The organism is Anaerolineales bacterium (assembly GCA_030583885.1).
In the GTDB taxonomy this organism is placed as follows: domain Bacteria; phylum Chloroflexota; class Anaerolineae; order Anaerolineales; family Villigracilaceae; genus Villigracilis.
Window position 1 is genome coordinate 791,768 of the sequence record CP129480.1, and the last position, 13,010, is coordinate 804,777.

Consider the following 13,010-nt stretch of genomic DNA (forward strand, 5'->3'; position numbering starts at 1 on the left):
GTTTTAATGTGGTTGTGATCGTATCTTCGCAAACGCGCGGACCGGGAACGTGCCTGCGCCTTTGAATTTCGGCGGGACGGCGGTGAATGTCAAGCCTTCATCTGGGACGTTTTTCAAATTACACAGATGCTCGGCGATCAGAATCTCGGCCCGCAGCAGTATCGAATGGACGGGTCTTGTATTGCCGCGTGTGTCGTCGATGTTGTGCGAGTCGATGCCAACCAGTTTGACTCCGCAATCGCGCAGATGGATTGCCGCATCCTCCGTGAGGAAGGAATGATCCTCGAAATAGGCATCCGTCCCCCAATGTTCATCCCAGCCGGTGTGGACGAGAACCGCCCGTCCGCGCAGGTCCCTGCCTTTGAATGTTTCTGCTGTTATCGCCAGTCCCTTGTGATGGTACGCGCGGATGACGATGCCTTCGAGGTCAACGAAGCTTTCCAGACCCACTTCGGACAGGTCACTACCGTCTTCGTATCTGTGAAACGGACAATCCACGTAGGTGCCGGTATTGGTCACCATTTCAATTTTGCCGATTTGGAATTCAGTGCCGGGCGCGTAGCGTGACTGCGACTCTTCACGGCTGAGATAATCGCAGATGATCGGCGCGGGCAATCCCTTGTAGGTGACGAGCCCATCGTGGATGATGTGGCTGAGGTCAATGTAGGTGGTCATAGAATTGCTCCTGTCCTTGAATCCCGCCGCCGTTGAGGAAATGAATTTCAGAATCGAATTTGACGCTTTTTGACATGATTTGTTTTCTCCCTATTCTCCGATTACGCTAAAGAATTCCGCTTTGATTTTTGCAAGGCTTTCAATACTTCCATGCTTATAGTTTTGGAAGGCATCATAAAATCGAAATGTTCCATGCAAATGAAAAGGACGAAATACGATTGCCATTGGGTTGAAATTCCTGCGCCCGCCGAAATAATGGAATGCCCAAACTGCCAGCGACGGTTTCCACGTTTTTCTTTCAGACCAGTTAAGGATAACCGCTCTGTCCTGAATGTGCGGGAGAATTTCTTGTTTAATATACTCAGACCATATTGGGCTGTTGGAGTAAACGAATAGGATACGGTTTCCTCTTAAACCCCATACGATCCAGATCGCAATCGAGAGAATAAGTCCCCAGGAAAAATAAAACAGCGCGGCTGCAAGAATGACAGGCAGTAGGGTAATGACAAGAAGACCAAAAAGGATTTTTCCGCCGGACGATCGGTGTTGCGGGTCTTTGTTGTCATTGGTTGGTTTCATCCCTGCAGGTTCTCCCACTCTGCCAGTTTCCCATCCATCTCTTTCTGAACACGCTCGTATTCCTTTCCGATCACGGCAACTTCCTTCGCATTCACCAGCGGACTCTCCAACTGCGCGCCCAAATTCGCGAGGGTCGCTTCGAGCTCGGCGATGTTGTTTTCCAGTTCCTGCAATTTCGCAAGCCTTCTTCTTTCCTCTTTCGTGCTCGCGCCTTTGGATTTGCGGGCATCGCTTCCCGGCCCCCGACTATCACCGCCTGCCTTTTGCGCGGCCATGAACGCCTCGTATTCCTGCTTTTCGCGCTCTGCTCTTAATTGAGAATAGGTCCCATTGAATGAAAACAGGCTGGACTCTTCCGCGTTGATCTCCCAGATCTGCGTGGCGATGGCGTCCACAAGATAACGGTCGTGTGTGATGAGCAGGATCGTGCCGGGGTAATCCTCCAGCACAGACTCGAGAACTTCCTGCGAGGGGATATCCAAATGGTTGGTCGGCTCGTCCAATAACAGCAGGTTGGTATCCTGCAGGGCGAGTTTCCCCAGCGCCAGACGCCCGCGCTCGCCGCCGGAGAGCATGTCCACTTTTTTGTAGACGTCATCGCCGCTGAACAGGTATTTGCCAAGATAATCGCGGATCTGTCCCGGCAGCCAGTGCGGCATGACCGACTCGATCTCCTGCAGGACCGTTCGGTTCGCGTCGAGACCTTCGTGCGCCTGCGCGAAATATCCGATCTGCAGGCTTGACCCAAGTGTCACTTCCCCCGCCAGCGGTTCGACCTGACCAAGGATCGTTTTCAGGAACGTGGTTTTTCCCGCCCCGTTAGGACCGATCAATGCCGCACAGTCCTGTCGGCGCAATTCGATGTCCGGCGCGTTGAACAACATTTTTTCAGGGATGCCGGGCTCGGCGCGATACCCAACCTGCAGATCCTTTGTACGGATGACCAGGTCGCCCGAACGTTTTTCGGAGCCAAGGCGCAAATGCAAATTCGGCAGTGTCCGTACGGGGGATTGCATGCCGCGCACACGCCGCTCCGCCTCCTCCACGCTGAACGGACTGGTGGTCATGCTGACGCCCAGCTCGATCCATTTTGTATTTAACACCGCCTCCAGCCCGACCTGCTCGATCGCCTGCACAATGCGGGTCAGCCGTTTTAGTTTCCCCTTCGCCTGCAATGTGTTTTGTCCCGCGATATTTTTCTTGATGTATTCCACTTCCTTCAGGAGTTTTTCCTTCTCACTGTCGAAGACTTCCTGCCGGCGGGCAATGCGTTCCTCGCGCTGTTTCAAATAAGCGGTGTAATTGCCGTTATATAACTCGAACGCGCCGGGCAGCATTTCCAAAATTACATTGCTGGCTTTATCGAGAAAATAGCGGTCGTGCGAAACGATGATCGCCGCGCCGTCCCATTGACTCAAATACCCTTCGAGCCATTCGACGGCGCGAATGTCGAGGTGGTTGGTCGGTTCATCGAGTAGGAGCAGGTCCGGGTCCGAGAGCAGGAGGCGTGCCAGAAAGGCGCGGGTACGCTGTCCGCCGGAGAGGTGGTTCAAGGCGAGTCCATAATCCTCTGTGTCGAATCCCAGGCCCGTCAGCACCTGCTTGATGCGCGTCTCAAAGGTGTATCCGCCGCGCCGCTCGAAGTCCTCCTGCAACTTGCCGTAGCGTTCGATCACATCGGGGTCGGTCGCCATGAGATTCTCAAGCCGGTGCAATTCCTCCTGCTGTTTGACCAGATCATCGAAGACGGAGTGACACGCATCCCAAAGCGTACCCTCCATTTTGAAATCAGCCTCCTGCGACAGATATCCACTTCGGACTCCGCGGGCGCGGGATACCGACCCCGACGAGGCTTCATCATCGCCTGCAATGATGCGGAGCAGGGTCGTTTTGCCGACGCCGTTCGGACCGACCAGACCGATGCGTGCGCCTTTGTTGATGGTGAACGAGAGGTTGGCGAAGAGATCGAACGCGCCGAATGATTTGGTGAGGGAGGAGACGGAGATGAGGGACATGAGGTGGTGGATGAAGAATGGTTATTGGAAAAAAATCGCGGATGGATTTTACACCATCCGCGTCTTTATTTGGACCAGATATCGAATACGCTCAAGAATTTGGCAGGATCGGTGGGAAGTGAATACTGACCGGGTGCAAGGAACTGACCAAAATCGCCAGCGGGACTGCAAGAAAGAACGGGGCAAACAACGCAAGTGGATACACCCACCACCGCGGAGGCTTTGCCCGCTTGCGAACAGGCAAACTATAAGCAGGCAGCCAGATCATCAAACCATAAATGAAGATCCAGAAGGGCGCGCGCGCCAGGTCAAATGTGCCGGCGAAGATCGCCTCTGAAAGAAAGCCCGTCAGGCCAAAGAGCAGAAATACAGACGTGTGAGAAAAACTCCAGCGGGAGAGTAGAAAAGCCCAGACAATAAACATGGGAATAAAGACCATCACACTGTGAAATATAACCACATCAAAATAATTGGTGGACGCAGTAATATACGCCGCGCCAACCGGAACCCCAAACAGCGGCGCAAGGTTGGTCATAAAAACTGCGATGGCTTCTTCAAACAATGCCAGAAGGATGCAGAACAGCACGAATTTAACTACCCAGTTCAACCCGGCCTTTAATACCCATTCACGGATGGGTTCCCGAAACATCCACATCAATGTTCCGCCTGCCATGATCCACAGCACCATCAACCCCGTAGCCATGAGCATCACAGCCCGCGAGTTCGGTCCAAGAAAAAGGGTGAAGATCAGCAAAAGGAAAAGCTGTGAGAGCACCGTCCAGATCGCAAGGATATGGATCAGATTGGCAATACGAAAAATTTTCATGTAGAGAATACAGGGATGGATGATGTTTTGTTGCGAACTTACTTCTCCCCATCCGTTTCAATATGACCGGGCTTCTCCTTTCCCAACTCCAGCGAGCGTTGATACGCCGCCCAGACCGCGCGTGAGATGGCGGTGCGGAAGCCAGCCTTCTCCAAATAATACAACGCCTCCGCGGATGTGCCGCCCGGTGAAGTGACCTGATTTCGCAAGGTGGCGGGATGTCTCGCCGCGCTTTCGTAGAACGATGCGGAGCCTTTGATGGTCTGCAAGACAAGCTGTTCTGCAATGCGGCGCGGAAAGCCCATGTGGACGCCGGCGTCGATCAATGCCTCGGTGAAGAGGAAGACATAAGCGGGTCCCGTCCCGGAGAGCGCGGTTGCCATGTCGAGATAGTTCTCGTCCTCTACAAACACTTCCTCGCCCAGCGCGCCGAGGATGGCGCGGGTCATTTCCTGCTGTTCGTCGGTCACTTCTTTTGAAGCAGTCCAGACTGTGATTCCCTCGCCGATCTGTCCCGGAGTATTCGGCATCGAGCGGACGATGGCTTTGTGTTTCAGTCCCGTGCCGATCTTCTTGATCGTCGCACCCGCAATGATGGACAAGACCAGCGCATCCGAGCGGATGCCTTTCAGTCCCTTCATCACTTCGGTCAACCGCTGCGGTTTGACGGAGAGAACCACCACGTCTACTTCGTGGATGGCGACGGAGTTGTCCGTTGTCGCTTTGATGCCGTATTTCTTGCGCAACTCTTCGCCCCGCTCCCCGCGCGGACCGGAGGCGATGATGTTCTTTGCATCCGCAAGTTTTTTGCGTAACAAACCTGCGATCATGGCTTCCGCCATCACGCCGGGACCGATAAAGGCGATTTTTTTCTTAAGCATGGTTCTCTCCAAATCAGCAAATAATAAAAGAGCGGACGTTTGTCCGCTCATGGGTTACTGAAAATGCTGCAACGCCACGCGTAAACGCTCTTCCACGTCTTTCGGCGCATCCTTTGGGATGGATTGAATGGCGGCTTGCGCTTCGACCACTGAATACCCAAGTGAAGTTAATGCGGCAAGGACTTCGCTGTCGTAGTCCGCCATTGCAGCAACTTTGGCAAGCGCGTCGGTCGGCTTGAGTTTATCTTTGAGATGCAGCGCCATTTTCTGCGCGGTCTTCTTTCCCACGCCGGGCACTTTCCCTAATAATTCCTCTTCACCCGCAAAGATGGCGCGCTGGATGGTCTCCAGCGTCAGGGTGGATAGCACGGAAAGCGCGACTTTCGGACCAACGCCGTCCACGCCGAGCAGGATGTTGAAGAGGTCGCGATCTGCCTGGGACTCAAATCCATACAATGTCAACGCATCTTCGCGGACTGCGAGATGGGTGAACAGAAAGATCATTTCCCCCGCCTGGGCATTCGCCCGCAGGGGCGCAGGGACGAGGACTCGCAGTCCCACCCCGCCGACTTCGACGATCAGGGCGTTTTCTTCGATCTGGGAAACTTCTCCGCGCAAGGTTGCTATCATGGTTTGTATTTTACCGTAAATAAAATGTAGGGGCGCAGCGACGCTGCGCCCCTGCATGATTAATCATATCTCGCTGTATTCAAATGCGTGATGGCGATTGCCAGCGCATCGGCGGCATCGTCAGGTTTGGGGATCTTGTCGAGTTGCAGCAGCGCGCGCACCATTTCCTGCACCTGGCGCTTGTCCGCGGAGCCGTAGCCGGCCACGGCTTGTTTTACTTCATTGGGCGTGTATTCGAAGGGCTCAATGCCCGCTTTTTGCAGGCAGAGCATGACCACACCGCGCGCCTGTCCCACTGCGAGGGCGGTCGTGATGTTTCTCGAAAAGAACAGTTTTTCCACGGCCGCGGTTTCGGGTTTGTATTTCTTCAACAACTTCGTCAGGTCATTGAACAACATCTCAAGCCGGGCGGGCGGGGTGGCGTCCTTTGGGGTGGAGATAATGCCGTAGGAAACAGCGACCAGTTCCCCGTCCGGCAGGAGGCGCACGAGTCCGTAGCCTGTGGTGGCGGTGCCGGGGTCAATTCCGAGGGCAAGAGTCATATCTGTTTAAACACAAAGGACACGAAATGCACAAAGGTTTTTACTTGGTGTACTTTGTGTCCTTTGTGATTAGACCTCTTGCATAAGTGTGCCATAATAGGCACATGAACTATAAGACAATCGCACATCTCAAAGGTAGTGACTTCAAACGGCTAACTGGCGTCCAGCGCGAAACCTTCGAGCAGATGCTCACAGTCATTGAGAAAGGGCTGCGAGACTTCGGGAGACCGCCAAAACTGAGCCGAGCCGATCAGTTGTTGATGACCTTGATGTACTGGCGAGAATATCGCACAGAATTTCATATTGCGCAATCCTATGGTGTCAGTGAAGCAACCGTTTGCCGCACCATTCGCAAGGTAGAGGAGGCCTTAGTCCGTTCAAAAAAGTTTCGTTTGCCTGGCAAAAAGGCACTCCAAGCCAGTGACACGGTGTTCGAGGTAGTGCTGGTTGATGTCAGCGAACAGCCAGTGGAACGTCCAAAAAAAGCCAAAAACGGCATTACAGTGGCAAAAAGAAGCGTCACACCCAAAAAGCGCAGGTGATGGCTGATCGAAAAAGTACCCAAATCATAACCACCGCCTTTAGTCATGGAAGCAAACACGACTTCCAACTGTTCAAAGACGATGCCTGTGAGTTCTCTGAACATCTGCGTATTCTGGCAGATGCGGGCTATCAAGGATTGATGGAGTTTCATCAGAACAGTCAAACACCCTTCAAGAAATCCAAATACCATGCTCTGACGAAACGAGAGAAACAGAGCAATCGAAGCTTGGCACGGAAACGGATTGTGATTGAGCATATATTCCGTAAGTTGAAAGTGTTTCGCATTTTGAGCGAGAGGTATCGCAATCGTAGAAAGAGATTTGCTTTGCGCTTCAACCTGATTGCTGCTATTTACAACCTTGAACTCAACTCAATTTGACTTTTGCAAGAGGTCTATTGAAAAATCAAGAAATTTCGAGGGCAGCCAGTGCTTCGTCCGAGATTTTGACGTTGTGAAAGACATCCTGCACGTCATCCAGCTCTTCGATGGTCTCGATCATCTTCATGAACTTCAACGTTGATTCGACATCGAGCTCGATCTCCTGCCTGGCAACCATGCGCAGGCCTGCTTCATCGGGATGGACACGCACCTGATGGAGCGCATCGGCGATGGTCTTGAAGGATTCGACGGGGGCGTAGATTTCAACGATATCGCCGCCGTCCACCACGTCGTCAGCGCCCGCTACCACACCCAGGTCAAACGCCTTGTCGAAGGACAACTGGCCGGACGGGAAGGAAAAATACGCCTTGCGGTCAAACTGCCAGCCGACTGCGCCGGGCTCGGCCATGTTGCCGCCGGTTTTGGTAAATGCATGGCGCATGTCCGGAACCGTGCGGTTGCGATTATCTGTCACGCAGGTCACCATCAGGGCAGAGCCGTGAGGGCCGTAGCCTTCGAAGGTGATCTCTTCGAAAACCGTCCCTTCCTTGTCTTCGCCCGTTCCTTTTTTGATGGCGCGTTCGATATTGTCCTTGGGCATGTTCTCGGCGCGGGCTTTATCCACGGCCAGCCGCAGGCGGAAATTGACATCAGGGTCGCCGCCTTCGCGCGCCGCGATGGTAATCTCGCGCGCAAGACGGGTAAATATCGCGCCGCGCTTGGCATCTGCCGCGCCCTTCTTGCGCTTAATGGTGGACCACTTGGAATGACCGGACATACACGTTCTCCTTCAATTAATAACCACGTTCGTGGGGAATTATGCAAAGAGCGCAAAAATTATACCACCCCGCCCGCCGACTGCACAAAAAAACCGACTCCCATTGCCCCGGGTCCCGCATGAACGACGATGGCGGGAGGCAGTTCATAGATCGGAATGTTTGCGACATTAACCCGCGACTTCAATTCCGCAGCGAGGGACTGCGCTTCGTTCTCCGCTTCGACCTGCAGCACACACAAATGGGCTTCGTCCCCGCCCTGGCATTGCTCCACTGTCACCTCCGCAAGGCGCGCCAGCGCGCGTTTCTTTGTCCGTAATTGCTCAAAGGCTTCGACCTGTCCATCCTTAACCTGCAGAATGGGCTTGATCTCCAATAGTTCAGCAACCAGACGCTTCGCTCCGCCAATGCGGCCGCCCTTGGCAAGATATTCGAGTGTATCCACGAGGAAATAAATCCGACCACGCGGGATCATGTCGTTTAGTTTTGCCACGATCTCATCAGCGGACCCGCCTGCCTTCGCCATATCATCCGCAACCAACACGAGCGATCCGAGGTTGCATGAGATCGTGAGCGTATCCACCACACGGATATCCACGCCCGGGAATTCCAGCGCGGCCGTCTGCGCCGAGCGGACGGTGCCGCTGGCCCTGCCTGTCGGGGCGACCACAATGACGCTCCCCCCTTTTTTCTTCGCCTCCTCGAAAATTGGGTAATACAAGGGCGGCTCCGGCGCGGCGGTTTTGGGCAATTCCTTTGCCGCTTTCAGTTTTTGCAAAAAAGTTGCTGTATCGAGGTCTTTGTCATCATGGAATGCCTGCTCCCCAAACATGACAACTTGCGGGATCAACGGGATTCCCCGCCGGGCGAGCAGGTCGCGTGGAAGCCCGCAGGTGGTATCAGCTACGATAATGGTCATGGTATCCTCCAAATTTTATTGTAGCTGTCTTGCGATGGAAAAAAAACTGCCAAACGAACCCAAATTTGTATTACAAATCTCGCTGATAGGTGCGATGTTTCTTGTAAAAGTCAACCCCGAAATTTTCCAGTTCCCTTTGCATGGCATCATTTTCCACGCCAATCTGCACAACTTCCGCATGTTTGAATTGACCCGACTCGCGGATGGATTTAAATATTTCGCTATACAAAACTGCCATTCCGCCGGAACCGCGATATTCAGGAAGCAGCCCTGCGCCGTTGATATTGAGCCAGTCTGTGTGCCTGAGTTCGTGCAGGAGCGCGAGCCAGCCTACAGGAAACAACCGCCCGCGGGTCTTTTGGAGTGCGGCGGATATATCCGGGTAGGCAAACAGGAAGCCGACGGGTTCATCCTGCTTCATTACGATTTTGATCAATTTTGGGTTTGCAAACCAGAGCAATTGATTTGCAAGCGTTTTTACTTCTTCATCGGTCAACGGGGTGTTGCCGGATGTGCCCTGCAGGGAATCGTTGTAAAGCTTTTTTAGTTGCGGAACGAGGGCGCGCAAGTCGGCACGATTGTTGTAGCGTGCGATCCTAAGCCCGCGGCGGCCGGCGATCCTTTCAGCCAGGTCGTGGATGCGGCGTGGGAATTGAATGTTCGTTCCGAGATACCCCGAAACCGATTCGGCCGCTTCGACAAAATCCTGTGCTTCGATCAGATCCACATAGTGGGCGGGGTTATAGGGTAACCCAAATGCGGGACGATGCTCAAAGCCTTTGACCAGCAGTCCGAAACCGTCCAGTGGAGTGAAGCCCTTGGGGCCGGTGATTTTGGTCAAGCCGCGGGAACGTGCCCATGCAAAGCCGGCCTCGAAAAGTCCATGCGCGGCTTCGAGGTTGTTTTCGCATTCGAACAGGTAAAAGAAGGCGGTGGATTCGTTGTTGAATTTGTTGTAGTGACGATTGTCCAGAACGGCAAGCCTGCCGATGGGACGAGTCCCCTCGTACGCCACAAAAAATTCAGCTTGGGAATGTTTATAGTACGGGAACCGTTTTCGGTTAAGGCGGAGGCGCTGGTCGGTTTGCAGGGGCGGCACCCATTGTGGAATATCCCGATAGATCGAGAAGGGCAGGGCAAGGAAATCCCGCAGATGGGATTTGTTGGCGAGATCGATGCGGGTGATGTTCATAAAAATGTAGGGACACAGCGTCGCTGTGTCCCTACGGGAATTACATGGATTTGGCGCGCTCCGCCATTCTGCCCCGCAGGTCGGTTGTGTCCTTGTCGATCGTGAAGAGCGCACCGAGATAAAAGAAGAAGCACAAACCCCATGCCACCACGCAGATGAGCAGGATGGCGGTCTTCAGGTCGATCGCATCGGCAATGAGACCGGTCAGGATGGGGGCAAATGCCGCGCCCGCGTTCTCGATGAAGTATTGCGTGGCCTGCGCCGTCGAGCGGACTTCGGGGACGGTTACGTCGTATACGGTGGCGACCACGTTGGCGGAGGAAAGCGGCATGAAGATGGCCGTCAGGCACATGAAGATAAAGAATTGATTCCGCGCCTCGATGGGGCTGTTGAGCGCGAGAGTGATGAAAACCGCACCCATCAAGACGCCGATACTGGAGATGATGATGCGTCCCTTGCGTGTACGCTTGAACGCGGCATCCCCGAGCGCGCCGCCGACGAAATATCCGCTGGCGAGAATGAGGATGACGGGCGCCATCGTGAAGAGGATACTGCCTTCGTCGTAGCCGCGTTCGCGTGCGAGATAGGCGAAGAAGAAATACGTGATGACGTTCCACGGAAAGACGCCCGCAAATCCCTGCGCAAAGACGAACCACATGGTGCGCTTTTTGAAGATCTGCTTCGCCTCCTCCCATGAGAATTTGAAGTTCTGCATCTCAGTCATTTGCATATCTTCGAATTCGGGTTCGGCCTTTCCGCGCGGGATGTCCTTGACACCGAAATAGATGAACAGCGCAAGCACCAGTCCCAGCCCGCCGGTGATGAAGAATACCGAGCGCCAGCCGCCAATCATCGGCGCAATCATCAAGGCGAGGATCATGCCGACCAGATAGCCGATGGGCTGTGCGAGCTGCAGGAGACCATACACCTTTCCACGAAGGCTGGGACCGAAATAATCCGCGACCAGCGTATACAAACCGGGATAGGAGGAGTCGTCAATGCCCGTGGAGGCGCGGGTTACGAGAAAGACGCCGAAATTTCTCGCAAGCGCATTCAACCACGTCGTCGCGCCCCAGATGAACGAAGCCAGTGAGAGCAATTTGGCACGCGCGTAGCGGTCGTATAAATATCCCCAGATCGGGTAGAGGATGGTGGCGACGATCAATGCGCCTGAATTCACCAGCCCCCATTGTGTGTTGCTGATCTCAAACTCATCGGTGATCTGAACCTGCAACGAGCCGATCATCAACTTGTCGGTCTGGTGCAGGAGCATGAAGAAAAAGAACACAGCGACCACGAACCAGCGATAACGTGAATGTTCCTTAGACATAGAAGCCTCGCGAAGATGGGATACCCAAGTATCAGGGGTCAGGGGTCAGGTGTCAAGTATCAGGCGAGTCGTCCGAAATAATTTCCTGCGCAAGTTTTTTCAACTCATCCGCATTGGTCACTTTTGCCGAGTCGAAATATTGTTCCAGCAATTCCAGCGGACTCAAACTGCTCACCGCCCGTCCCTCGGGGATACGCACCCGCGCCTCGCTTTGCGGGCGTTTGACGAGATGAAGTTCAAACGTATCCTCGGCATATTTCCTCAGCGCAGATTCATCAATGAGCGAATCCCATTCCCTTGGATATTCCACCACGAGCCGCACGATCGCCCCGGACAGTTCCTTCGGTTGGGGTAATGCTTCTTTAAGAGCCTCGGTCACGTTCTCGCTGGACATTAAAACTGTTCGGCGATCTATGAACTTTCTCACGCCTTTGAGTTGGATCCACTCCACGCTGGTATCCTTCCCCGCTTCCACATCCGCAATGACGAAGAAGCGCTCTTCCTTCGCCTCGCCAAAATCCACGCGCTCGATGGAGCCGGGGTAAACAACGGGCGGCTGACTGCCTTCGTTCACATCCTGCGGCTTGTGGATGTGCCCCATCGCGACGTAATTGAATTTCGGATTCTTCACCAAACTCCCTGAGAGAACCAAATCGTTGCCGAGCATGACCAGCCGTTCTCCGCCATACTTCGCGCCTTCGATGGAGGCATGTGCAGTGAGGATGACAGGCAGAGAGTCATCGGTTTGTGAGAGCATATCTTCCATGAGGTCCGATATTCGAGATTCGATATGCGAATAAATTTCATCGGGCTTTTCGGCGCTCATTTCGAGATGCGCCATCAAACCCGAGCGCGCGATCCACGGCATGGCGATGACTTGGATCGGCAAATCCCACAGGTCTTCAGATTTCAGCAGAGTGGGCGCATCCAAAACTTTAACATACGGAACTTGCAGGGTCTTGAACTCCTGCAAGGCATGCGCGCGCCCAACGGCGGGAGAAATATCATGGTTGCCAACTAGCAGCAGGGTGGGGATTTCCGCCTGAGACAATCGCATGATGCGCTTGCCCCATTCGCGCTGGAACGTCGGCGCGGGGGAGCGGTCTTTGTAGGCATCGCCCGCAAAGATGACCATATCCACCTTGCGCCCGATGGCGGTATCCACGATGGTATCCAGCGATTTGAGAAAATCCAGCACACGCAGAGGCAGACCCGAAACAGGGTCATGTCGTCCGTAGTTTGCCATGTCGATATGCGCGTCGGCGAAGTGTAATAGTCTCATAGTTGGATAGTTGAGTAGTTAGGTGGTAGTGGCTTTGGGTGGTTTTGATTTACGGAGGTAAGCGATCATGCCATTGATCAGTCTTTTTGTTTCTGTTGCCAGATTGTATGCTTCGGTGAGTTCGTTTTGATCGATATAGTTTCGGTCAAGTGCCAAGTATAGTTCCGATTGTACTTCGCTTGCAGAGCGTCTGGACATCTTAAGAAAGCGGATAAATTCGGGATTGGTTCCCGCATCAAATCCTTCAGCAATATTGTGCATAACCGAACCAGCCGCATCTTGTATTTGACCTCGCAGGCGAAAATCCTTTGCAAAGTTCTGATGCTCCGTCAAATCATAGATCAAATTTGCAAGTTGGCGCGCTTTCTGCCAACTCTGCAAATCTTCAAACCGCTCAATTTTTGCCATCTCAATGTCCTCCTTGAACTACATTCTGCCTTC

At 53.6% G+C, this 13,010-nt stretch carries 14 protein-coding genes; 1 reads left to right on the top strand and 13 read right to left on the bottom strand.

The window, feature by feature from the left end; all coding sequences use genetic code 11:
* Nucleotides 1-3: 3 nt before the first annotated feature.
* The 7 genes from QY332_04065 to ruvC all read right to left on the bottom strand — a co-directional run bounded on the left by QY332_04065 (nt 4) and on the right by ruvC (nt 6,148).
* Nucleotides 4-675, bottom strand: a complete 672-nt coding sequence (locus QY332_04065; protein ID WKZ37100.1) for a cyclase family protein — start codon at nt 673-675, stop codon at nt 4-6.
* 90 nt (nt 676-765) lie between these two features.
* Nucleotides 766-1,254 (bottom strand): hypothetical protein, encoded by a 489-nt coding sequence (locus QY332_04070; GenBank protein ID WKZ37101.1) that lies wholly within the window; start codon nt 1,252-1,254, stop codon nt 766-768.
* Nucleotides 1,251-3,269, bottom strand: a complete 2,019-nt coding sequence (locus QY332_04075) for an ABC-F family ATP-binding cassette domain-containing protein (protein WKZ37102.1) — start codon at nt 3,267-3,269, stop codon at nt 1,251-1,253. The genes QY332_04070 and QY332_04075 overlap by 4 nt, the downstream gene beginning before the upstream one ends.
* Before the next feature lie 91 nt (nt 3,270-3,360).
* The gene (locus QY332_04080) at nt 3,361-4,095 is read right to left on the bottom strand and encodes a hypothetical protein (GenBank protein WKZ37103.1); all 735 of its coding nucleotides are present in this window, start codon (nt 4,093-4,095) and stop codon (nt 3,361-3,363) included.
* Nucleotides 4,096-4,133: 38 nt separating this feature from the next.
* Nucleotides 4,134-4,976, bottom strand: a complete 843-nt coding sequence (proC, locus tag QY332_04085) for a pyrroline-5-carboxylate reductase (GenBank protein WKZ37104.1) — start codon at nt 4,974-4,976, stop codon at nt 4,134-4,136.
* Between the two features lie 54 nt (nt 4,977-5,030).
* Complete coding sequence (ruvA, locus tag QY332_04090) at nt 5,031-5,606, bottom strand: Holliday junction branch migration protein RuvA (protein WKZ37105.1); 576 nt, start codon at nt 5,604-5,606, stop codon at nt 5,031-5,033.
* Between the two features lie 59 nt (nt 5,607-5,665).
* A complete protein-coding gene (ruvC, locus tag QY332_04095; GenBank protein ID WKZ37106.1) occupies nt 5,666-6,148 on the bottom strand; it encodes a crossover junction endodeoxyribonuclease RuvC in 483 nt (160 codons plus the stop codon).
* 104 nt (nt 6,149-6,252) lie between these two features.
* Between ruvC and QY332_04100 the strand changes: the two genes are divergently transcribed.
* A protein-coding gene (locus QY332_04100) for an IS5 family transposase (protein ID WKZ37107.1) occupies nt 6,253-7,070 on the top strand; the annotation gives its coding sequence in 2 pieces (ribosomal slippage) (nt 6,253-6,634 and nt 6,634-7,070; 819 coding nt in all).
* 25 nt (nt 7,071-7,095) lie between these two features.
* Here the strand turns inward: QY332_04100 and QY332_04105 are convergent.
* The 6 genes from QY332_04105 to QY332_04130 form a co-directional block, all read right to left on the bottom strand.
* Nucleotides 7,096-7,848, bottom strand: a complete 753-nt coding sequence (locus QY332_04105) for a YebC/PmpR family DNA-binding transcriptional regulator (protein ID WKZ37108.1) — start codon at nt 7,846-7,848, stop codon at nt 7,096-7,098.
* Between the two features lie 59 nt (nt 7,849-7,907).
* Nucleotides 7,908-8,765: a DegV family protein gene (locus QY332_04110; protein WKZ37109.1), complete on the bottom strand. Its 858-nt coding sequence runs from the start codon at nt 8,763-8,765 to the stop codon at nt 7,908-7,910.
* 70 nt (nt 8,766-8,835) lie between these two features.
* Complete coding sequence (locus QY332_04115) at nt 8,836-9,957, bottom strand: hypothetical protein (protein WKZ37110.1); 1,122 nt, start codon at nt 9,955-9,957, stop codon at nt 8,836-8,838.
* Between the two features lie 40 nt (nt 9,958-9,997).
* Nucleotides 9,998-11,287, bottom strand: coding sequence for an MFS transporter (locus QY332_04120; protein ID WKZ37111.1), 1,290 nt, complete (start codon nt 11,285-11,287; stop codon nt 9,998-10,000).
* 52 nt (nt 11,288-11,339) lie between these two features.
* Nucleotides 11,340-12,569 (bottom strand): exonuclease SbcCD subunit D, encoded by a 1,230-nt coding sequence (locus QY332_04125; protein ID WKZ37112.1) that lies wholly within the window; start codon nt 12,567-12,569, stop codon nt 11,340-11,342.
* A gap of 18 nt (nt 12,570-12,587) precedes the next feature.
* Nucleotides 12,588-12,977 (bottom strand): four helix bundle protein, encoded by a 390-nt coding sequence (locus QY332_04130; protein ID WKZ37113.1) that lies wholly within the window; start codon nt 12,975-12,977, stop codon nt 12,588-12,590.
* Between the last annotated feature and the right edge of the window lie 33 nt (nt 12,978-13,010).

Excerpts from the sequence above, each read along its gene's own strand:
- QY332_04070 (WKZ37101.1), bottom strand. The coding sequence starts at position 1,254 with ATGAAACCAACCAATGACAACAAAGACCCGCAACACCGATCGTCCGGC.
- QY332_04080 (WKZ37103.1), bottom strand. The coding sequence starts at position 4,095 with ATGAAAATTTTTCGTATTGCCAATCTGATCCATATCCTTGCGATCTGG.
- QY332_04105 (WKZ37108.1), bottom strand. The coding sequence starts at position 7,848 with ATGTCCGGTCATTCCAAGTGGTCCACCATTAAGCGCAAGAAGGGCGCG.
- QY332_04075 (WKZ37102.1), bottom strand. The coding sequence starts at position 3,269 with ATGTCCCTCATCTCCGTCTCCTCCCTCACCAAATCATTCGGCGCGTTC.
- ruvA (WKZ37105.1), bottom strand. The coding sequence starts at position 5,606 with ATGATAGCAACCTTGCGCGGAGAAGTTTCCCAGATCGAAGAAAACGCC.
- ruvC (WKZ37106.1), bottom strand. The coding sequence starts at position 6,148 with ATGACTCTTGCCCTCGGAATTGACCCCGGCACCGCCACCACAGGCTAC.
- proC (WKZ37104.1), bottom strand. The coding sequence starts at position 4,976 with ATGCTTAAGAAAAAAATCGCCTTTATCGGTCCCGGCGTGATGGCGGAA.
- QY332_04110 (WKZ37109.1), bottom strand. The coding sequence starts at position 8,765 with ATGACCATTATCGTAGCTGATACCACCTGCGGGCTTCCACGCGACCTG.
- QY332_04120 (WKZ37111.1), bottom strand. The coding sequence starts at position 11,287 with ATGTCTAAGGAACATTCACGTTATCGCTGGTTCGTGGTCGCTGTGTTC.
- QY332_04065 (WKZ37100.1), bottom strand. The coding sequence starts at position 675 with ATGACCACCTACATTGACCTCAGCCACATCATCCACGATGGGCTCGTC.
- QY332_04130 (WKZ37113.1), bottom strand. The coding sequence starts at position 12,977 with ATGGCAAAAATTGAGCGGTTTGAAGATTTGCAGAGTTGGCAGAAAGCG.
- QY332_04115 (WKZ37110.1), bottom strand. The coding sequence starts at position 9,957 with ATGAACATCACCCGCATCGATCTCGCCAACAAATCCCATCTGCGGGAT.
- QY332_04125 (WKZ37112.1), bottom strand. The coding sequence starts at position 12,569 with ATGAGACTATTACACTTCGCCGACGCGCATATCGACATGGCAAACTAC.